The sequence below is a fragment of the Ralstonia sp. 22086 genome (genome assembly GCF_052045975.1).
In the GTDB taxonomy this organism is placed as follows: Bacteria; Pseudomonadota; Gammaproteobacteria; order Burkholderiales; family Burkholderiaceae; genus Ralstonia; species Ralstonia wenshanensis.
Window position 1 is genome coordinate 259,235 of record NZ_JBQEPZ010000003.1, and the last position, 19,270, is coordinate 278,504.

17 protein-coding genes are annotated in these 19,270 nt (G+C 63.4%); 5 read left to right on the forward strand and 12 right to left on the reverse strand.

Annotated features, from left to right (window positions below):
- Positions 1-30: 30 nt before the first annotated feature.
- The 4 genes from ACTJK6_RS14365 to ACTJK6_RS14380 are packed head-to-tail and all read left to right on the forward strand — an operon-like array spanning position 31 to position 3,061.
- Positions 31-876, forward strand: a complete 846-nt coding sequence (locus tag ACTJK6_RS14365; RefSeq protein WP_232040659.1) for an ABC transporter substrate-binding protein — start codon at positions 31-33, stop codon at positions 874-876.
- A 48-nt stretch (positions 877-924) separates the two neighbouring features.
- Positions 925-1,620 (forward strand): amino acid ABC transporter permease, encoded by a 696-nt coding sequence (locus ACTJK6_RS14370; RefSeq protein WP_232040660.1) that lies wholly within the window; start codon positions 925-927, stop codon positions 1,618-1,620.
- A 2-nt stretch (positions 1,621-1,622) separates the two neighbouring features.
- The gene (locus ACTJK6_RS14375; protein ID WP_232040661.1) at positions 1,623-2,315 is read left to right on the forward strand and encodes an amino acid ABC transporter permease; all 693 of its coding nucleotides are present in this window, start codon (positions 1,623-1,625) and stop codon (positions 2,313-2,315) included.
- Positions 2,312-3,061 carry an amino acid ABC transporter ATP-binding protein gene (locus ACTJK6_RS14380; protein WP_316869946.1) on the forward strand — a complete coding sequence of 250 codons (750 nt, stop codon included), beginning with the start codon at positions 2,312-2,314 and terminating at the stop codon, positions 3,059-3,061. Before ACTJK6_RS14375 ends, ACTJK6_RS14380 begins: the two co-directional genes overlap by 4 nt.
- 72 nt (positions 3,062-3,133) lie before the next feature.
- Here the strand turns inward: ACTJK6_RS14380 and ACTJK6_RS14385 are convergent, their stop codons facing one another.
- From ACTJK6_RS14385 to ACTJK6_RS14425, 9 genes are all read right to left on the reverse strand, one after another.
- Positions 3,134-4,057 carry a glutamate/aspartate ABC transporter substrate-binding protein gene (locus tag ACTJK6_RS14385; protein ID WP_440839429.1) on the reverse strand — a complete coding sequence of 308 codons (924 nt, stop codon included), beginning with the start codon at positions 4,055-4,057 and terminating at the stop codon, positions 3,134-3,136.
- A gap of 112 nt (positions 4,058-4,169) precedes the next feature.
- The gene (locus ACTJK6_RS14390) at positions 4,170-5,438 is read right to left on the reverse strand and encodes a D-amino acid dehydrogenase (RefSeq protein ID WP_440839430.1); all 1,269 of its coding nucleotides are present in this window, start codon (positions 5,436-5,438) and stop codon (positions 4,170-4,172) included.
- 555 nt (positions 5,439-5,993) lie between these two features.
- A complete protein-coding gene (locus ACTJK6_RS14395) occupies positions 5,994-6,230 on the reverse strand; it encodes a hypothetical protein (RefSeq protein WP_322017359.1) in 237 nt (78 codons plus the stop codon).
- Between the two features lie 85 nt (positions 6,231-6,315).
- Positions 6,316-7,869 carry a methyl-accepting chemotaxis protein gene (locus ACTJK6_RS14400; RefSeq protein ID WP_440839432.1) on the reverse strand — a complete coding sequence of 518 codons (1,554 nt, stop codon included), beginning with the start codon at positions 7,867-7,869 and terminating at the stop codon, positions 6,316-6,318.
- Positions 7,870-8,004: 135 nt separating this feature from the next.
- The gene (locus ACTJK6_RS14405) at positions 8,005-9,303 is read right to left on the reverse strand and encodes an MFS transporter (RefSeq protein WP_440817404.1); all 1,299 of its coding nucleotides are present in this window, start codon (positions 9,301-9,303) and stop codon (positions 8,005-8,007) included.
- The gene (locus ACTJK6_RS14410; protein ID WP_440839433.1) at positions 9,300-9,887 is read right to left on the reverse strand and encodes a hypothetical protein; all 588 of its coding nucleotides are present in this window, start codon (positions 9,885-9,887) and stop codon (positions 9,300-9,302) included. Before ACTJK6_RS14410 ends, ACTJK6_RS14405 begins: the two co-directional genes overlap by 4 nt.
- Positions 9,888-10,265: 378 nt before the next feature.
- On the reverse strand, positions 10,266-11,639 hold the full coding sequence (locus ACTJK6_RS14415) for a sigma-54-dependent transcriptional regulator (RefSeq protein ID WP_414560881.1): 1,374 nt from the start codon (positions 11,637-11,639) through the stop codon (positions 10,266-10,268).
- Positions 11,621-13,120: a sensor histidine kinase gene (locus ACTJK6_RS14420; RefSeq protein WP_440839623.1), complete on the reverse strand. Its 1,500-nt coding sequence runs from the start codon at positions 13,118-13,120 to the stop codon at positions 11,621-11,623. Before ACTJK6_RS14420 ends, ACTJK6_RS14415 begins: the two co-directional genes overlap by 19 nt.
- A 499-nt stretch (positions 13,121-13,619) precedes the next feature.
- Positions 13,620-14,084 (reverse strand): Lrp/AsnC family transcriptional regulator, encoded by a 465-nt coding sequence (locus ACTJK6_RS14425; protein ID WP_232040669.1) that lies wholly within the window; start codon positions 14,082-14,084, stop codon positions 13,620-13,622.
- Between the two features lie 185 nt (positions 14,085-14,269).
- On the opposite strand from ACTJK6_RS14425, the gene ACTJK6_RS14430 reads away from it, so the two are divergent.
- Positions 14,270-14,899 (forward strand): LysE family translocator, encoded by a 630-nt coding sequence (locus tag ACTJK6_RS14430; RefSeq protein ID WP_414560883.1) that lies wholly within the window; start codon positions 14,270-14,272, stop codon positions 14,897-14,899.
- Positions 14,900-15,272: 373 nt separating this feature from the next.
- On the opposite strand, the gene pelG is transcribed toward ACTJK6_RS14430, so the two are convergent.
- From pelG to ACTJK6_RS14445, 3 genes are read right to left on the reverse strand one after another with little or no spacing between them, the layout of a single operon-like run.
- Positions 15,273-16,643 carry an exopolysaccharide Pel transporter PelG gene (gene pelG, locus ACTJK6_RS14435; protein WP_232040671.1) on the reverse strand — a complete coding sequence of 457 codons (1,371 nt, stop codon included), beginning with the start codon at positions 16,641-16,643 and terminating at the stop codon, positions 15,273-15,275.
- Positions 16,643-18,277, reverse strand: coding sequence for a GT4 family glycosyltransferase PelF (gene pelF / locus ACTJK6_RS14440; protein ID WP_440839434.1), 1,635 nt, complete (start codon positions 18,275-18,277; stop codon positions 16,643-16,645). The genes pelG and pelF overlap by 1 nt, the downstream gene beginning before the upstream one ends.
- The gene (locus ACTJK6_RS14445) at positions 18,274-19,260 is read right to left on the reverse strand and encodes a tetratricopeptide repeat protein (protein WP_343619299.1); all 987 of its coding nucleotides are present in this window, start codon (positions 19,258-19,260) and stop codon (positions 18,274-18,276) included. Before ACTJK6_RS14445 ends, pelF begins: the two co-directional genes overlap by 4 nt.
- Between the last annotated feature and the right edge of the window lie 10 nt (positions 19,261-19,270).

The window sequence follows — 19,270 nt, forward strand, 5'->3', positions numbered from 1 at the left end:
CACCACCCAAGTCGTCAAGGAGGAAATCCGATGAAAACAAACCGACGTCTGACGCAATTTGCAGGTGCCGCCATCCTGGCTGCGGCAACCCTGGTCGCCGCCACTGCGCACGCTGATCAAGTTTCCGACATCAAGAAGAAGGGCGAGCTTGTCTGCGGCGTGCTCGGCACCGACGAGCCGTTCAGCTTCCTGAAAGACCCGATGAGCCGCGAGATCGTCGGCTACGACGTCGATATGTGCGACGCCATTGCCAAGAGTCTGGGGGTGAAGCCCGTGCTCAAGCAGTTGGCCGTGGCCGCCCGCCTGCCCGAACTGCAGCAAGGCCGCGTCGACCTGCTGGCCGCCTCGCTCACGCACAACAAGGAGCGCGAGGCGCAAATCGACTTCTCGGTGTCGACGTTCATCACCGGCCAGAAGGCCATGGTGAAGAAGAGCAGCGGCATCACGTCGCTCGCCCAGCTTGATGGCAAGAAGCTCCTGACGGTCAAGGGCTCGACCATGGAAGCCAACATTGCCAAGACCATCAAGAACGCCGATGTGGTCTCGTTCGACAACAGCCCGCAGGCGCTGCTGGCCCTGCAGCAAGGCAAGGGCGTCGCCTACGTGAACGACGAAACCACGCTGATCGGCAACATGGCCAAGATGGGCCCGGCAGCGAAGGACTACGCGCTCCTGCCGCAAAACCTGTCGACAGAACACCTCGCACTGGGCATCCGCAAGGGCGAGCCGGCCTTCAAGAAGCAGGTCGACGACGTGCTGCTCGGCATGGAAAAGAGCGGCGAGGCGCAGAAGCTGTTCGACAAGTGGTTCGGCCCGAATACAAAGATGGCCTTCCCGCAGCGTACCTTCAAGATTTCCACCGACAAGATCGATTAATCGTTAAAGGTCGGGCCGCCCAGACGCCGTTCTGGGCGGTGAATCTCCATGCCCCATTTTGATTTGTCGATGCTGCTCTCTGGGCAGTATCACCAGTGGCTTGTCAGCGGTTTCTTCCTGTCGATCAAGCTCTCCGTGCTGGCCTTCGTGCTGGCCCTTCCGCTTGCCATCGTGGTCGCGCTGCTGCGCCTGTCGCCCGCCGCACCACTGCGCGGCATCGGCCAGACGTTCGTCGAAGCCATCCGCAACGTGCCGCTGCTCGCCCACATGCTGTTCTGGTATTTCGGCGCGCCGCAGATCCTGCCGGAGTTCATCCGGGATTGGCTCTACAGCATGAACTACGAGGCCGCGAGCGCGGTCATTGCGCTCGTGCTCTATACGGCCGCGTACATGGCGGAGGACATCCGCAGCGGCATCCGCTCGATCCCGAAGGAACAGCTTGAAGCCAGCCGCGCGCTCGGGCTCTCGTTCCTACAGGCCATGCGCTTGGTGGTGCTGCCGCAATCGCTGCGCGTGACGGTACCGCCGCTGGTCAGCCAAACGTTGAACCTGTGGAAGAACTCCAGCATCGCCATGGTCATCGGCGTGGCCGAATTGATGTACCAGGCGCAGCAGGTGGAGTCCGCCACCTTTCGCGGCTTTGAGGCGTTTGCGTTTGCCACTGCCGCCTATCTGACCATCTCGATTGCGATCACGGTGTTCTCGGCCTGGTATCAGCATCGCTACCCCGTCCGGACGCTGTAGCCATGCTCGATCTCATTCAAACCTACGGTATCTATTACCTGATCGGCCAATACCCGAACGGGCCGCTGGGCGGGTTGGCGCTGACGTTCCTGCTGGCGTCTGCCGGCCTCGTGCTGGCGCTGCCGATGGGCATCATCCTGGGCCTGTGCCGCGTGAGCCCGATTGCCGCGCTGCGCTGGCCGGCCACGGCGCTCGTCTATATCGTGCGCGGCACGCCGCTGCTGATGGTGATCTTCTGGGCGTACTTCCTGCTGCCATCCGTCACCGGCCAGCGCACCGACCAGTTCAGCACCATGCTGACCGCGCTGGTGATTTTCGACGGCGCCTATCTGGCGGAGATCGTGCGCGCAGGCATCCAGGCGTTGCCGCGCGGGCAGATGGAGAGCGCCCGCTCGCTCGGCCTGTCGTACATGCAGGCCATGCGCCGGGTGATCCTGCCGCAGGCGCTGCGCAACATGCTGCCGTCGCTGGTCAACCAGCTTGTCTCGACCATCAAGGAAACCTCGCTCGGTTACATCATCAGCCTGCCCGAGGTGTCGTTCGTGGCGGGGCAGATCAGCACCGCCGTGATGGTCAAATCCGCCGAGGTGTACGGCCTGCTCGGCATCAGCTACTTCATCATGTGCTTTAGCCTCACGCGCGTGGCGTTCTATCTGGAGCGCCGCCTCGCGGCACGCGCTCCGTCCAAACCATGAACATGATCACGATCGAACACGTCGACAAGTGGTACGGCGATTACCACGCGCTGGTCGACATCAACGAAACCGTTGCCAAGGGTGAAGTGGTGGTGGTGTGCGGGCCGTCGGGCTCGGGCAAGTCGACGCTCATTCGCACGCTGAACCGGCTCGAAGCCATTCAGAAAGGCCGCATCGTCGTGAACGGCCACGAGGTGCATGCGCCAGGCGTGGACGTCAACCAACTGCGCAGCGGCATCGGCTTCGTGTTCCAGCAGTTCAACCTGTTTCCGCACCTGACCGTCATGCAGAACTGCACGCTCGCGCCGGTGCAACTCAAGCGCATGCAGCCGCAGGAGGCCAAGGATTTTGCAATGAGTCTGCTCGAACGCGTGGGCCTGCCGCACAAGGCCGGCGCCTACCCTGGTGAGCTGTCGGGCGGGCAGCAGCAGCGCGTGGCCATCGCGCGCGCCCTGGCCATGAAGCCGCCCGTCATGCTGTTTGACGAGCCGACGTCCGCGCTGGACCCGGAGATGGTGAACGAAGTGCTGCTGGTCATGAAGGACCTCGCCCGCGACGGCATGACCATGGTGTGCGTCACGCACGAAATGGGCTTTGCACGCGAGGTGGCAGACCGCGTCCTGTTCATGGACCAGGGCCAGGTGCTGGAGCGCGCCACACCGGAAGATTTCTTCCAGCGCCCGCAACACCCGCGCGCACAACGCTTCCTGGCTGACATCCGCTCGCCCTGGAGCGAACCGGCCTGAACCCTCAGGCAGCGAGCAAACAAAAACGGGGGACACAGTCCCCCGTTTGCTTTGCATGCGCGATGACGCCGCTTACTGAATGGCCTTGTCGTTCGGGTGTGCGTACAGCTCCTTCATGCCGGCCGTCATCGGGTAGTTCAGGTTCAGGCCCTTCGGCGGAATCGGCGACAGGAACCACTTCTTGTACAGATCGTTCGCCTTGCCCGACTTCATCAGGTCGGCGATCACGTCGTCAGCCACTTTCTTGAACGCCGGATCGTCCTTGCGCATCATGCAAGCGTACGTCTCGGTCTGCAGCGGCTTGCCTGTGACAACCCAGTCAGCCTGGTTCTTGGCCTTGGTGCGCTCGCCATACAGCAGCGGCTCGTCCATCACGAACGCCACGGCGCGGCCCGATTCCAGCGTCAGGAACGCCTGACCATGATCCTTCGCGAGGATCAGGTTCATCTTGTCGGCATCCTTGGCCTCACCGTTCATCTTCTGCAGGATGCGGTCTTCGGTCGTGCCGGCGGTGGTGACCACGGTCTTGCCCTTCAGGTCCGGGAAATCCTTGATGCCCGAATCCTTCTTCACCAGCATCAGCATGCCGTAGATGAAGATGTTGTTGGAGAACGCCACCTGCTTCTGGCGCTCGAGGTTGTTGGTGGTCGAGCCGCACTCGAAGTCGATCGTGCCGTTCTGCAGCAGCGAGATGCGGTTCTGCGACGTAATCGGCGTGAGCTTGACCTGCAGCTTCTTGCCCACCGTCTTTTCCACGCCCGCGACGATCATGTTGGAGATCTCTTGCGAATAGCCGGTGATGGTGTTCGCGTCAGCCTGATACGAGAACGGAATCGACGACTCGCGATAGCCCACCGAAATCACGCCCGACTGCTTGATCTTGGTCAGCGTGTCGGTCGACTGCGCCTGCGCGCCGGTCGACAGCACTGCCAGTGCGCCGGCCGCAGCTAGCGTCAGGCCACACAGAATACGTTTGGTCGAATGCAAGGTCTTCATGCTTCCCCTCCTATGGGTGTGTTCGCTCCAGACTACTTGGGTTACCAATGGGCTCGGGCCAGATACGCATCATCGGGCCTGCGCGCTCGGTCTTTTGAATCTCGTTCTTGTGTCACGCGGCAAGCGCGTACGGCACTGGGGAAATCGCGGGCTTGCGGCCCGCAATCAGATCGGCCAACAAGCCTGCACTTCCCAGCGCCAGCGTAAAGCCCAGCGCGCCGTGGCCCACGTTCAACCACAACCCTTGCACCGGCGATGGGCCCACCACCGGCACGCCTGTTGGCGTTGCGGGCCGCATGCCGGCCCAGGGGGCAGCATCGGCACCCGCGTCATTGGCGCGCATGGCACCCGGAAACAGCGCGCGCGTTTCGTCATACAGCGTCTGCGCACGGCGCGTGTCCAGCGCCGTTGACCAGCCCACCAAGTCAGCCATGCCCGCCACACGCAGCGTCTGGCCGATGCGGGCATAGACGATCTTGCGCGCCGCATCCGTCACGCTGATCACCGGGGCAACATCGTCCGCCTCCAGCGGCAGGCTGATGCTGTAACCCTTCAGCGGATACAGGCCTGGGTCGATGCGCAATGGGCTAAGCAGCTTGGCGCTGGTCACGCCCGCTGCCATCACCACCGCATCGGCGGCAACCTGTTCGCCATCGGCCAGTTTGAGACCACGCACACGGCGGCCTTCTGTCCACAACGCATCCACGCCGGTATTGAAGCGCAGCGTCACGTTCGGCATCGCGCGCAACCTGTCGAACAAGCCGACGCAGAGTTGATGGCAATCCGCCACGTCTTCGTCGGGCGTGTAGATGGCGCCGACGATCTGGTCGCGTACGCCGGCAAGCGCGGGCTCGTGGGCGACAGCCTCATCGGCGGACAACGCATGCTGCTCGCAGCCGAGCGTGGCCTGATAGCCGACCTGGGCGCGGGCAGATTCAAACGCCGCAGCCTCGCGATGCACCACCAGCTTGCCGCGACGCGCAAAGCTGAACGCCAGATCCGGCAGCGCCTCCCGCAGCGCCTCCATGCGGGCGCGGCTGTAGAACGACAACGCGAGCAGCTCGCGCGTGGTGCGATCGGCACGGTCGCGATTGCAGGCCGCGATAAAGCGCAGCCCCCAGCGCAGCAACGCCGGATCCAGCGACGGCTTCAGGCGCAGCGGCGAATCACGGCGCAGCAGCCAGCCCGGCACATGCGAAAGCACGCCGGGGCCGGCCAGCGGCGCCACATAGCTGTAGCTCAACTGGCCGCCGTTGGCGTAACTGGTGCCCTCGCCCGGGCCCGGATGGCGCTCGACCAGGGTGACCTGATGGCCTTCCTGGGCCAGCGCATGGGCCGTGCTGATGCCGATGATGCCGGCGCCGACTACTGCTATTTGCATGAAGAAGCTGCACGTTTTGGAATGTCGGGTGCAGCTTAAGGAGCCCGGCGGTGGTTCGGCAAATGCGGAGTTGTTAGGGGGGATGTTGTGGGGCTATGGGTTGGTCTTTGGTTTGGGTGCCCGGCGATCACCCGTTAGCGTGGCTCCCCACGCGGGAAGGTAGGAGGCGCCAGCATACTGGCCGTGAAACACGGAGCGTTTTCCTCTCCGCGCAAGGCAAGCAAGCGTGCAGCAATGGCTTTTCCTTGCCCCACCGCCGCCGCAACGGCAGCATCGGCTGAATCGAACTCCGCCGAGGCGTTATGAAAACGCTCCAGGCGCGGATAGATCATTGCCTCATTCTCGCGTGTGCAGACGAAGCCGGTGTATGAATAACCGAGCCGCCCTCTACTGCCCGGCACAACCAGCACGTGTATCGCACAGCCATAGAAGTGTTGAATCCGCCATCCCCGCATCATTTCCTCCTTCCTCTTTCTCGTCGACGCCCCAATATCGCTGCCGTGAGCCTACGGGCCGCCCCTCGCACCGCGTACGGTGCCAACTGGCCTGGCGGTGCTAGCACGGCAAGAGCAGGCATCGGCCTGACCAAGGCCATTTGTAGCCCGTGACATCGGTGTACCAGGCCGCCAGATAACCGTCCGCATTCATCACATCGAACATCACGGCGGCAAAGACGGCGACGGCAAGAACGCCCATCAGAATCTGGGCCAGCGGGGTACCGTCAGAGCGATCGTCTTCGTGCAACTCTTCTCGACCTTCCTCGTCAGTTCTGTGCGTGTCGCCGGCCACCATGCCGTCAGCTCCATTTCATACGGTCACCATTCAGGTCGGCCCTCAAAGCACAGCGCAACACCAGCGCGCTTTGCGCCTGCGTGTTCTAGGCAACCTGAAAATGCTTCACGGACTCCGCAAGCAGGCAGCCTTGCTCTTCCAGTGCCTGCGATGCGGCTGCCGCCTCTTCCACCAGCGCTGCATTGCGCTGCGTCATCTGGTCCATTTCCGAGACGGCCGTGTGGATCTGGGCAATACCCTGGCTCTGCTCGGCGCTGGCAGATGCAATGTCCTCGATCAGCCGCGTGACGTTAGCCACGGCAGTGGTCACGGATCGCATGGTTTGCCCCGCACGCCCCACGGCAACGTCACCTTCGCGCACATGCTCAAGCGACGATTCGATCAACCCCTTGATTTCCTTGGCCGCAGAAGACGACCGCTGCGCAAGCGTGCGCACTTCGCTGGCAACCACCGCAAAGCCGCGCCCCTGCTCACCGGCACGCGCGGCCTCCACCGCTGCGTTGAGCGCGAGGATGTTCGTCTGGAACGCGATCCCCTCGATAAGCGCGGTGATCTCGTTGATGCGCACCGAGCCCGCGCTGATCTTGCCCATGGTCTGGACCATGTTGTCCACCTCGTCGCTGCCTTGTTCGGCAACGTCAGAGGCATTGACCGCCAGCGTGGCAGCCTCTCGCGCATTGGCGGCGTTCTGCTGCACTGTCGTCGTCAGCTCTTCCACGCTGGAGGCCACCTCTTCCAGTGCAGAGGCCTGTTCTTCCGTGCGGCTCGACAAATCAACGTTGCCACTGGCGATCTGGCTGGAGCCGGCAGAAACCGACTGCGCCACATCGCCCACACGGCCGATGAGCACCCCCAGGCCCTGGCAGATCTGCTTCATTGAAGACAGCACGCTGCCACTGGGCGCGATCCTGAACGCGTCCTGTTCGCGGAAATCGCCGGCGGCAATGCGGGTGGCAATGGCTGCCAGACTTGAGGGCTCCGCCCCGAGTGCGCCCAACACGCTGCGTGCAATGGCAATACCCAGCACACCGGCTGCCGCAAACGCAAACAACCCTGCGGCCACGGCTATCCACATGGCTGTGGTCGCATACGCCTGTGCCGACTCCACTGCAGCAGCAGAGCGAGTGGAGACGAATGCGTTGTACGCTTGCACCGCCTTATCCAGCGCGTGCAGCAGCGGGATGCAGTCCCGGTTGATCATCTGGATCGCATCGTCGCGGTGGCCCGTCTGCGCCAACCTTGTGATCTCAAGCGCGACGGGACCGTACTTGTTTTCCACCGCACGGATGGCACCTACCAACGCGCGAGCCTCGTCAGATGAATCCGGTCCGTTCCGGGTTTCGTCTTCAAGGCGTGCGAGATGTGCCTGCACGCCAGCATGGGCCTTGGCAACCGCCTCAGCCGCATCACGCCGGCCCGCTTCGGTGTCTGCCAGCACGAGGTTGCGGGCGGCCACGGCCCGCTGCTCGACATCCACCTGCACCTCGGCCACCAGCTTCGACCGTAGGTAAAGCCCGGTTTCAAAATCCCCGAACTTCGTGCTCAGTGCGTTCAACTGATAGCACGCCATGCCAGCCATGATTGCCACCAGAGCTGCGAGTGCCGCGAACGCGGAAAATAGTTGTGTCTTGACCTTCATGCTGCTCCCCTTTTCCAGATAACAAGTCTTTCTCTGAAGACGTTTTACTCAAATCACGGTACGGCTCGTGCCGTTCAAACTGCATTGCACTGCCTTGCGTTGTGCTGCCGTTTCGCTCCTGGTTTCACTGCAGAATCACGCGCCCGAGTGCGCGACTTGCGCGGCCTCTTCGCCCGATGAGCGCTCAGGCATGAAGACCGCAAAGACGAAGATGGCCGCACCGGCCACGATTGAGAGTGCGAGGAACGCGGCGGCAAAGCCAAAGCGGTCCACCAGCAGGCCGCCGGTGAGATTGCTGAGTGCTGCGCCAATGCCCACGACTAGCGAAACGGTGCCTTGCGCAAAGTTGAAGCGCCCTGTGCCGCGCATCATGTCGGACAGCATGACCGTGATCACAACGCCGAAAATGCCGGCACTCACGCCATCCAGAAGCTGGATTGCTATGACGGCGTATGGGCTGCTCGTCAGTGCAAACAGAACGCCCCGCACTGGCAACACCACCAGCGCGATGAGAAACAGCTTCTTCCGTCCGACACCGGCTTTGATTGCGCGTCCGACAGCTGCCGCCACCACGACCATCACGAGCTGTGCCGCAATCACGCATGCGCCGAGCCACTGCACGCCCTTGTGCGGCGCTTCTACGGCGATCATTTGCCCTGCAAGCGGCAGCATGGCTGCATTGCCGAAATGGAACAGTACGACTGTGGCGAGCAGCGCCAGCAGATCGCGCCGTTTGAACACATCCAGGATCGGCTGCGGTTTCCCGGCCCTGCTTTCCGCGTGCAGCATTTCACCGCCGCGTGCGATTTCATAATCAACGTCGGCTGGCCGTATGAGCGCCGCCGCAAACGCGCTTGCCACAGAGAAGGCGCAGACGATGTAGAAGAGCCACAGCGTGCCCGCGTAGTGCGTGACGCTTGCGGCCAGGATCGCGCCGCTGAAATTGCCGGCGTGATTGAAGACCTCGTTGCGGCTCACGCGCGCAGGCAGCCGGCGGTGCCCGACGATCCCCAGGCTCAACGAGGCAAGGCACGGCCCGATGACCGCCGAGACGAGCGCCAGTGCAATCTGCGTGCAAAAGATGACGGCCCACGTGGGCGACCATGCGATCAGCATGCAACCCAGGCCGATTACACCGGCCGAAATGGCAATCACGGCACGCTTGGCCCGAACGGTGTCTACCAGCATGCCCGCTGGTATCTGGGCGATCGCGCCGGCGAGCCCGCTTGCACCGACGACAAGACCGATATCCGCCGAAGACCAGTGCTGCGTCCCCTTCAGGAATACCGCAAGAAAAGGTCCGACGCCGTCCCGGACATCGGCCATCAGGAAGCTGAGCGCGTCAAGGCCCCGAAGGCTGCGTGCGGACGGTGTGCGGCTGGCGTGCGGCTCTGGCTTGGTCTTGGCTCCGGCTGTGAAGGCGTGCATCGTCATCGAGCAGCGTTCTCCCGGCCAGCCCGCGCAGACGGGTGCCCAACGCCATCGCTGACCAACGCAATGGTGGCCACATCGAGCGTGCTGGCCAACTCGCTCGAGACGAGCTCCCCCCACGCATGCACGCGTGTGCCAGGCGCGAGATACCTCGCCAGTTCCTGCGCGGCGCACACTGCCATGCGCAGCGAAGTGCCGCCCCCCAACAGCACACCGCATGGCTCGCCCTTGGGGCCATAGAGCGGCAGCACCACCGTGCCGATCAAATCAACCGGCACCTTTTGCACGTCCCGCTCGCTACCGTGACTCCGATTGCGCCCGGGTCCCATATCGACGATGGTCTCGCCGTCTTCGGCTTCAATCGCAAACACCGACATGACGTCGGTCCTGAGTGGCGCGGCGCCTTGCACGCGCACGGTGTCGCCTTGCGTGACATGCGCCGCAACGCTTGCCGACATGCGCGGTGAAAAATACACCTGCCAGATTTTGTCGAGAATGAAGCCGTCCGGGTCGCCGTGTTCGTTCATCAGGAATTGCGTGACAGTGCCTTGTGCTTCTGCCGGGCGTGCTGGGTCAATCGGATGCATCAGTCGTGCTTCTCTCAAAGTGACGTCGGAAAACGGCCATGAACTTGCGCCGTGCTGCAGGCCACACCGGAAGCGATTGGGGAGAGAACGGTGTCGTATTGGCTACGCCTGCCTCCACAAGACAGGTGCTATGGGAGGGGCAAGGCCGACGGGCACGGCACAGCAGACGCGTCGCGAAGCACGCTCGGGTGGATGCGCGGTATGTCGTGCTGCAAAGATGGGCTCGGTGCGCGGCATGGTTCACTCCCATCGCAGGGCGTGGAGTGAATTGCAAGCGCTATGCCATCCTGGAAACCTTGATGCGACAAGGCCCCGGTGCGGGCATACCGCCCGGAGATGTCCGCTTGGTGGACACCGGGTGTCTGATTTCTTGACGGCTTAACTCAGCCCGAGCGCCGCCATCTTTGTGTAGAGAGACTGCCGGCTGATGCCAAGCCGGCGCGCAGCATCGGCTCGGTTGCCATTCGCCTGCGCGAGCGCACGGGTGATGACGGCGCGCTCGACGCGCTCAACGGCTTCGGCGAGTGGGAGTTCGATAAGCTCGGATGGCACCGTCCGCTCCTGCGCCGCAGTGGGCCTGCGCAAAAACGATAGATCATCGGCGGTGATGGTGGGCCCGGGTGCCAGCGAACAGACGCGCTCCATGGCGTTCTTCAGCTCACGCACGTTACCGTGCCATGCGTGCTCGACCAGCATGCGCTGCACCTCAGCGCAAAGATGCATCGGGCGCCCCGTCGCGCGCACGGCCGAAGCCAGAAAATATTCAGCCAGCGGGACGATATCGGCCACGCGCTCGCGCAGGGGCGGCAAATGCAGCGCCACGACATTGAGCCGATAGTGCAGGTCCTGACGGAACTGTCCCGCCGCCACCATGGCGTCGAGATCACGGTGCGTGGCAGCCACCACCCGCACGTCGATCTGTATGGTCCGGTTCGTGCCCAGCGGCGTTACGTGACGTTCCTGCAGCGTGCGCAGGAGCTTGGCCTGCATTGCGGTGGGCATGTCACCCACTTCGTCGAGCAGCAACGTACCGCCGTTGGCCGCAACGAGCCTTCCGACGCGGTCGGTGGTGGCACCCGTGAATGCACCCTTGCGATGCCCGAACAGCTCGCTCTCAAGCAGGTCATGCGGTATGGCAGCGCAGTTGACGGCAACGAACGGCCCGGCCCGCCGATTTGACGAGGCGTGCAGCACCCGCGCCGCCACCTCCTTGCCCGTTCCAGTCTCGCCGGTGATGAGCACGGTGGAGTCGGTCATGGCGGCCCGGCCCAGTTGCTTCTGTACCGTGCGCATGGCAGCGCTGATACCCAACAACTGAGGCCGGTCAGTCTCGGACTCGTCAAGAAACGGCGTGCCGGCATCAGAAGACAAGGTGCGCGGCTGGTTGGCCGAGAAGACACGCTCCAGCAGCACCGCAATGTCGCGACGCCCAACCGGTTTCGTCAGATGCTCGAAGGCACCCAGGCGCATGGCGCCGATGGTGTTGTCGCAACTGGCGTATGCCGTGAGCATGACGACCGGAATGGCTTTCAGCGCCGGTTCTTCGCGCAGGCGCTCAAGCACGTCCAGGCCATTCAGATCGGGCAGACGGAAATCGAGGAACACGCAATCGGCGGGCTGCCCGTCGCCAAGCATCTGCAATACGGCCTGTCCCGATGCGGCTTCGACCACGCGGTGTCCGAGATCGGTCAGGGTTTCGGCCAAGCCCTCTCGAAACGCATCGTCGTCATCGACTATGAGGATGGTTGCCATGGCACTTCCATTACGAATGAGGTGGTATCCGCGGTTTCGTCCAGCCACGCCCGGCCCCCATGGGCAGCCGCAACCTCGCTGACCACGGCGAGGCCGAGTCCGGAACCCTCGACGCGGCCAGTCACAAAGGGCTCGAAGATGTGCGCGCGCTGTTCAGGCGGCACACCGGGGCCGGTATCCGATACGGTAAGCCTGAGATAAGCGCGGCTGCCAACAAGGGTGCGTGTAGCAAGCGCCGTTACCTCGCCACCATCGCCTGCATGCCGGATGGCATTGATGAGCAGGTTGTCGAGCGCGCGGCGCATTTGTTCCTGATCGAACCGGGCCGGCCGGTTTGGCGCATCGTCGCCGTCCGCCCGAACGTCGCACGTTGAAACCAGGCGCACGCGCCTTTGCTGGGCAAGCTCCTGATGCGACCCGACCACGTTGTCCATCCACTGCACCACATCGGCGTCTTGCACATGAAGGCGGACGGGCTGCGTCAGCGCAAGCAGGCTCGTCAACTGCGCTTCGATCCTGCCGATTTGTTCGAGGATGACCCGAAGCGCTTCCTGCTGGCGCTTGCTGTCACCCGCAAGCGCATTCTCAGCCTTGAGCCGCATGGCCCCGGTCGGGTTGCGTATCTCGTGCGCGACCTGCGCCGCCAGCTTGCCCAGCACGCTGAACCGCTCAGCCTGCGCCAGCCGTTGCCCAAGTCTGGCCGTCTCGTGCTGCAGCGCCTCTGCCCGCGCTACGTACCCATTGAAGGCCTCGACGATGCGATCCAGATCCGGTTCACCCACCAGTGGCAGGCGGGCGGCATCACCGCGGGGCGGCAACGCCCTTTCCAGTTGCCCCAGTTGGCGCTTCCACCGACGCAGGACAACCCCGAAGGCCACCGCAATCACCAGGATCCCGGTCAGTACGATGGCAAGGCCGGTCACCAGATCTCTGCCGTATTGCCCAAGCGCGGGCTGGGCTCGCGTCATGGTCCAGACAAGCACGCCTTGTTGGCCCTGTACCGGGCAAGCGGCAACGACCACGGCATCGTGCCGATTCACAACAGCGTCCGTTGCAGGCTGCTGGCCCTGAAGGCTGGCCCGTAATGCGCGGAGGATCAGCGGGATTTCTGCCTCGGGAACGTCCCGCTTGATACCGCTGCCCTGGTAGGTCGGGAACGAGTAGGCGACAAAGCCATTCGGGCTTGAGCCCGCGTGCGCTGACCAGAAGCCGCCCTCCACGCCCGGCGCGGAGGCAAGCACAACGTCGAGGATGCCGCGCATCAGGTCGGCACTGGCAACGGCGTCGGTCGGCAGTATCGATTGGCGATAGCGCGACGCGACGGCATCACACGCTGTCGCGGCCTGCAGCTTTGCATTTGCCACGTGATGGTCTGCCGCGGAGCGAACCATCACCCAGATGATCACGAGAAGCGTGGCAAGGATGATCGCAACGAGCCCCCAAAGGATGGTGAGCTGGGCAGAGAACGACGGACGTTTCATCAAAATGGTGACGACGGCACAACAGGACGATTCAGCCGATTCTTGGTCGAGAACAGGCGGCAATCAAGAGGCGCGCGGGGTAAAGGATAGACGCCTTGAAAGACCCTGATCTTAAGGTCAGCCCGCATGCGAACAGAACGGCTGTCTGTGGTGGCCTTCATTGAACCCCCGTTCAAAGGGAAGCTTCTCTCGGCCGGCCTTTCATCCGCCTAGCAGCATGACCCCGTTCCCGCCCAGCCAGAATCGAATGGATGCTGCAAATCCAACGCACCGCATCAGTGCGAAAATTTGCGCAAAGCAGGCTGAATCGGCCGATCAGGTTTTCATAGCAGCGTTTTCCAGCAAACGGGCCGATTTAAACGCACCATCGTTACTGGTAGCCCATCCGCTCGGCGGGCACGTCGCAATTTGGAGACGGTCGCCGGCCAGCCACCACGCCATCAAAACCATCCCCTAGCAGGGCTATGGGTTCGAGCACAGGAGCGCAGATCCACGGCGTCTAGATCGGCAGGTGCGTCGTCTGCTTGATGCGCTTGAGCGGGATCTCGGTTTCCACGTTGCGCACCCCTTTTATCTTCGTCAGCGTCTCCATCTGGAAGCGCTGATAGTCATCGAGATCCCGGGCGATCACGCGCAAGAGATAGTCATAGCTGCCGGCCATCAAATGGCATTCGAGCACCTCAGACGCCTTCTCGATCTCGCGCGCGAAATGCTCGACCGTCGCCTTGTCCTGGCGTTCCAGGGTGACTCTGACAAACGCCGTGAACTTCAGATCGACGGCTGCGGGGTTCAGCAGCGCAACGTAGCCATCGATGACACCGTGCTGCTCTAGCAGATGAACCCGGCGCAGGCAGGGCGTTGCAGAGAGCCCGACCTTCTCGGCGAGTTGGGCATTCGTCTGGTTCGAATCGCGTTGCAGGGATCGGAGAATGCGCTTGTCGATCGCATCAAGCTTGGCTTCCATATTTGGCTAGTTATGACCTGTTTTATAGAGATTTGCTCCAATTCTGTGGACGATCATAGCCAAACATGCAGCCAATCTCTACCGCGTTGTCCCCATAATTTGAGGGCGCGGACGGCCTGCAAGCGGTGCCATGCTGCAGACATGCGCGGCTCAACGTCTGCCCATTTCACTCAGGAGTTCTGCTTATGTCGCATCTGTCATGGCTGCCGTTCGTGGCAACCTCCCTGCTCATCATCCTGACGCCGGGGCAGGATATGGTGCTCGTGATGTCGCGCACGCTCACCCACGGAACACGGTCCGGCCTTGTCACCGCAGCGGGTGTCAGCGTTGGGCTGACGGTGCACACCGTGCTGGCCACGCTTGGCTTGGGCGCCCTGCTCCAGGCATCCGAATGGGTGTTCACCGCACTGAAGCTGGTCGGCGCGCTCTACCTGCTCTATCTGGGCATCGCGCTGTTCCGCGCATCGGGCGAGCTTGCGCTTGCGCACAGCCACGGTGCGCCGCAATCGGCAGTGCGTGCGTTCTCTCAAGGTGCGCTATCCAACATGTCGAATCCCAAGATCGCGCTGTTCTATCTCGCCTTCCTGCCGCAGTTCGTTCCCGCCGATGCGGCACATCCAACGCTTTCCGTCTTCATGCTGGGGCTTGCGTTTGCGTGCCTGACATTTCTCGTCAAAGGTCCGGTGGCGATATTCGCGGGGCTGCTCTCGAACTGGTTTCGCCAAAATCCGCGCTTCCTTGCACGGATGCACCGGACAAGCGGCATCGTCATGATCGGATTGGGGCTGAAACTCGCGTTTGAGCCACGCCACTGAGTGCGGCTGCCGACCGCCGGGTCCAGAGCCGCGTCGCCCCGCCCGAGCAAAAAGCTCGGGCTGTCGAGCTCAAAGCTCCATTCGCCGAGTAAAAAGCTCCGACCGCCGAGCTCTGAGCCCCATCTGTCGAGTAAATAGCTCCGACTGCCGAGCACGGAGCTCCACCCGCCGAGTAAAAAGCTCGGAACGCCGAGCTCGGAGGTCCATCCGCCGAGCAAAGAGCCCGGCGCGCCGGCCTCCGGGCCTCGATGGCGGAGCAAAAAGCCTCGCGACTGGCGCTTGGAGCGCGGTGCGCGAGGCTTGAAGGGTCATGAGCGGAGGTTGAGGTGCCGCGGGCGAGGCTCCGGACGGCAGCGGAGGCTGTCGGCCAGCCTCACTGCAACATGAACGTCTCGTACTCCAGCCGATCCAGCTTCCGGTCCAGGATCACCAGGCTCGCCATCACAACCAAGAGCAGCGATACGGCAAATCCGTATCCGTACCAGGCCGGCCCGAGCTGCAACGTAATCCACGTCAGCACGCCATTGAGCGCCACGAACGCCGCCGTCAGCGCCAGCACCACGCGGCGCCGGTCCAGGTAGAAAAAGATGTTCACCACCCCCAGGAACACCACCTGCAAGCTCGCGGCAATGGTGTCGACATACAGCAGCGGCAGGTACAGCTCGGAAATCTGCAGCGCCCGCAGCACCGCAGCGCCCACGGCAAACAACACCAGCGCGGCCATGGCTTGGATCTTCACGATCTCGTACAGGCCGGCACGAATGGTCTGCACCATCGTGTTGCGCATGTCTTCGATGTGCTCGAGCGATGCCCCGCCCCGCACGGCGTCATAGAAGGCGTCGTAGTACTCGACAAAGTCGGTCTCGATGCGCACCAGGAACACCGCCATGCCGGGGATGATGCCGAGGTAAGCCAGGAACACCGGAATGTCATAGATGACCGACGCATGCAGCGGCCCGATCACCTGCTGCCCCGTGCCCGGCGCATACCAGAACATGAACTTGTCGAGCCAGATGCCGAGGTTGTAGAGCAGCCCGATGAGCATGAGCGACGGATACGCAAACCGCCTGTCGAACACCTCGAACGACAGGAAGCGCCGCCCGCTGAAGTTGCGGTAGATGAGCGCGGCCATGCCGATCAGCAAGAAAAGCTGCCCCGTCACGAACCCCAGCAGCAACCCTTCCAGCCCGTGCCGGTTGAACAGCAGCGCCAGCAGCACGGTGAGCGTGTAGCCGACCAGGAAGATCCACACGATCGCCTTGTACTGCTTCATGCCCGACAGGAAGATCACGGCAATCCAGATGTTGGCCATGACCACGAAGCCCGCCAGCATCAGCAGCCGGTAAATGGCCGACTGCTGCGGAAAAGCAAACACGATGACGAGCAGCCCCAGCCCGCCCGCCACCAGCGTCATCACGAGCGACACGGCGTGGTAGTTGGGCAGGATCAGGTCGTCGCGCTTCTCGAACAGGCGGTCGGACGTAAAGCGCGTGAAGGCAAGCTGCAGCGGCCCGGTCAGGATCAGGCTGACCGCGATCAGGTAGGTGACCGACACCTGGAACTGCGTGATGAGCGAGCCGGGAACCACGAACGGCAGGCTCAGGATACCGATCAGCAGAATCCCGACGATGGAGAGAATCCACGGCCCGGAACTGATGATGCCGGCGTAGGTATAGGCGCGCAGCAGCCCAAGCAGGCTGTCGCGCTTGAGCATCTTGCGCAGCTCAAAACCAATGCCGGCCATCAGCGGGCTCCCTTATCTGGCGTGTTCTGTGGCCTGTTCTGCTGGGCGTGGTGCGGGCAGGCCGCCGCAGCTGCAGACGCCGCCTTGGCACCGTGCTCGGTACTCAGGTCGGGCAACGTCTGCAGGCGCGTGTACAGCTCGCGGTAGCTGCCGACCATCATCTCTTGCGTGTAGTAGCGCTCGACGCGGGCAATGCCGGCTGCCTGGGCCGCATGCCAGCGCGTTTCATCGCGCAGCAGCGTCAGCACTTCGGCAGCCAGGGCGGCGGGGTCGGCAATGCGCACCACGGCGCCGGCCGCGCCCAGAGCCGCGTCTTCGCCTTCCAGGCCGAACAGCAGTTGCCGGCACGAACCCACATCCGTCGTGACGGACGGCACGCCCGCGGCAAACCCTTCCAGCACCACCAGCGGCAGCGCCTCGCTGATGGAACTCAGCACCAGCACACCCACCTTCGGCAGGATGTCGTCGATCTTCTGGAAGCCCAGGAACTTGATGCGGTCGCCCAGGCCCAGGCTCTCGGCCAGGCTGTGGCATTCCTGTGCATATTCCGGATCTTCGTCTTCCGGGCCGGCAATCCAGCCTTCCGCGTCGGGCATCTCGCGCGTGACGGTCAGCATGGCGCGGATGAACGTCTTCACGTCCTTGATGGGCACCACCCGGCCGATCAGGCACATCACGCGCGGCACGTTGGCCTGCCGCTTCTCGCGCAGCGCGGCCAGGCGCGGCAGGTTGATCCCGTTGGGAATGCTGCGCGTCTTCTCGGCGGGCGCACCGTCAATCACCTGCCGCTGCCGGTTGCCTTCGTACAGCGCGACGATGTCTTCGGCCGCGTCATAGCAGACCCGGCCCATGGTCTCGAAAAAACGCACCCACAAGTCGCGGAAGTAGCTGATCTGCGCGATGTCCTTCTCGAAGATGCTGCGGTTGTCACGAATCCACTGGCTCTGGAACAGGTCGATCTTGCGTTCCTTGGTGTAGATGCCGTGCTCGGACACCAGCAGCGGCCGCCCGCGCCTGTAGCGCAGCAGCGCGCCCAGGAAACCGGCATAGCCGGTCGAGACGGTGTGGAACACCTTCACCGGGATGAGGTTTTCGGCAATGCGCACGAGCTGCCACAGCGGCTTGTGCATGATGCGCACAGTCCAGAAGTAGTCCGTGAACGACGGGTCGGTGCAATAGCGCCGGTAGTAGTCCGTCATCATGTCCCACGCACGGTGGCTGTAGAGGAACTGCTCCTCGGCCAGCGGGCCGTCGTCGCGCAGGTCGGCGATCGAGGCGCGGATCAGTTCGGCGGTCTCTTCCTTGTTTGCCGGATTGCGCAGGGCGTCGTGCAGCTTGCGCGAGCGCTCGAACGCTGCGGCATCGCCACCACTGGCCTGCACCAGTGGCGGCGGTGGAAAGTCGTACAGGTAGTGGCACTCCAGGTGCACCACGTTGTCGGGAATGGCGTAGACGGGCTTGCCGTAATCTTCACGGCGGCTGCCGATGAAGACGACGGCAAAGCGGATGTCCGGAAACGCCCGGATCATCTGGTTGACCCAGCTCGACACCCCGCCGCTCACGTAGGGAAAGGTCCCTTCAAGCAGCAGCGCAACGTCGGCGGACTGGGCGCGAGGAAAGTGGTCGTTGCTCATGATGTCCAGTAGCGCAGCAGCGGGCGCAGCAACGGCAGCGGTGACCGGCTGGAGAACTGCGCCAGCGCCGCACGCGCGCCGGCATAGTCGCGACGCAGGTAGCAGGCTTCGGCCAGTGGCGGCAGCAGGCGGTCGCGCGGGAAGCCGAGGGATTCGGCGCGGCGCAGGTGGGACTCGGCCACATCGGGCTCGCGGCGCGACAGGGCAAGCCGGCCGCGCATGTACCACAGGGCGGCGTTGTCGGGCTGAATGTCGAGCGCGGCGCTGGCGTAGCGCTCGACCTGCTCGGCGGTGTAGCGGTACACGTCGCCCTGCACGAGGTTCTGGTAGATCAGCTCCCAGTACAGGTCGGCCAGGCGCTTGTTGATGTCGTAGCGTGCCTCTGGCGTGTTGGCTTCTTCCAGACGCGGCAACTCGGCCAGGATCTTTTGCGTGAGCACCTTCTCTGCGTTGTCGAGCATGCCGTAGGCCAGCAGGCGGATATCGTCCACCGGGTCGGCCAGCAGGTCGCGCAGCACGGGGCTGGCGGTGCGCGTGGGCATCGACTGCATGGCCACCAGCGCGGTCATGCGGCTTTGCACTGGCGCGCGCTCGTTGCTGAGCTGTGCGCGCAGCCGCGCCCCGCCGCCGTGCGTCACGCGCGAGATCAAATGCGCCACGAACACCGGCAGCCCAACATCGGCGATGTCCTTGTCGTCTTCGGGCTTGGGAAACAGCTTGGCGAGCAGCAGGCTCCCGAGCACCAGCAGGCCACCCGCCACCGGCACAAAAAAGCACAGCGCCGCCAGGTAGCCATACGTCCACACGAACGGCACGCGATAGCGGCGCGGCAGCAAGCGCCACGCAGCCAGGCCGATCAGCGCCGCGGCGGTGCCCTGCAGCATCAGGCACGACAGCAGCAGCGCAAGGCTGTTGCCGGCATGCAGTGCCATCGCCACTGCCGCAATCTGGGCCGCGATGCCGCCGAGCGTGAGCTTAAACATGGTCACCCCG

Coding starts and splice junctions, on each gene's coding strand:
- ACTJK6_RS14370 (WP_232040660.1), top strand. CDS start 925: ATGCCCCATTTTGATTTGTCGATGCTGCTCTCTGGGCAGTATCACCAG.
- ACTJK6_RS14415 (WP_414560881.1), bottom strand. CDS start 11,639: ATGGCAACCATCCTCATAGTCGATGACGACGATGCGTTTCGAGAGGGC.
- ACTJK6_RS14385 (WP_440839429.1), bottom strand. CDS start 4,057: ATGAAGACCTTGCATTCGACCAAACGTATTCTGTGTGGCCTGACGCTA.
- ACTJK6_RS14400 (WP_440839432.1), bottom strand. CDS start 7,869: ATGAAGGTCAAGACACAACTATTTTCCGCGTTCGCGGCACTCGCAGCT.
- ACTJK6_RS14425 (WP_232040669.1), bottom strand. CDS start 14,084: ATGGAAGCCAAGCTTGATGCGATCGACAAGCGCATTCTCCGATCCCTG.
- pelF (WP_440839434.1), bottom strand. CDS start 18,277: ATGAGCAACGACCACTTTCCTCGCGCCCAGTCCGCCGACGTTGCGCTG.
- ACTJK6_RS14380 (WP_316869946.1), top strand. CDS start 2,312: ATGAACATGATCACGATCGAACACGTCGACAAGTGGTACGGCGATTAC.
- ACTJK6_RS14375 (WP_232040661.1), top strand. CDS start 1,623: ATGCTCGATCTCATTCAAACCTACGGTATCTATTACCTGATCGGCCAA.
- ACTJK6_RS14405 (WP_440817404.1), bottom strand. CDS start 9,303: ATGACGATGCACGCCTTCACAGCCGGAGCCAAGACCAAGCCAGAGCCG.
- ACTJK6_RS14395 (WP_322017359.1), bottom strand. CDS start 6,230: ATGGTGGCCGGCGACACGCACAGAACTGACGAGGAAGGTCGAGAAGAG.
- ACTJK6_RS14365 (WP_232040659.1), top strand. CDS start 31: ATGAAAACAAACCGACGTCTGACGCAATTTGCAGGTGCCGCCATCCTG.
- ACTJK6_RS14430 (WP_414560883.1), top strand. CDS start 14,270: ATGTCGCATCTGTCATGGCTGCCGTTCGTGGCAACCTCCCTGCTCATC.
- ACTJK6_RS14410 (WP_440839433.1), bottom strand. CDS start 9,887: ATGCATCCGATTGACCCAGCACGCCCGGCAGAAGCACAAGGCACTGTC.
- pelG (WP_232040671.1), bottom strand. CDS start 16,643: ATGGCCGGCATTGGTTTTGAGCTGCGCAAGATGCTCAAGCGCGACAGC.
- ACTJK6_RS14445 (WP_343619299.1), bottom strand. CDS start 19,260: ATGTTTAAGCTCACGCTCGGCGGCATCGCGGCCCAGATTGCGGCAGTG.
- ACTJK6_RS14390 (WP_440839430.1), bottom strand. CDS start 5,438: ATGCAAATAGCAGTAGTCGGCGCCGGCATCATCGGCATCAGCACGGCC.
- ACTJK6_RS14420 (WP_440839623.1), bottom strand. CDS start 13,120: ATGAAACGTCCGTCGTTCTCTGCCCAGCTCACCATCCTTTGGGGGCTC.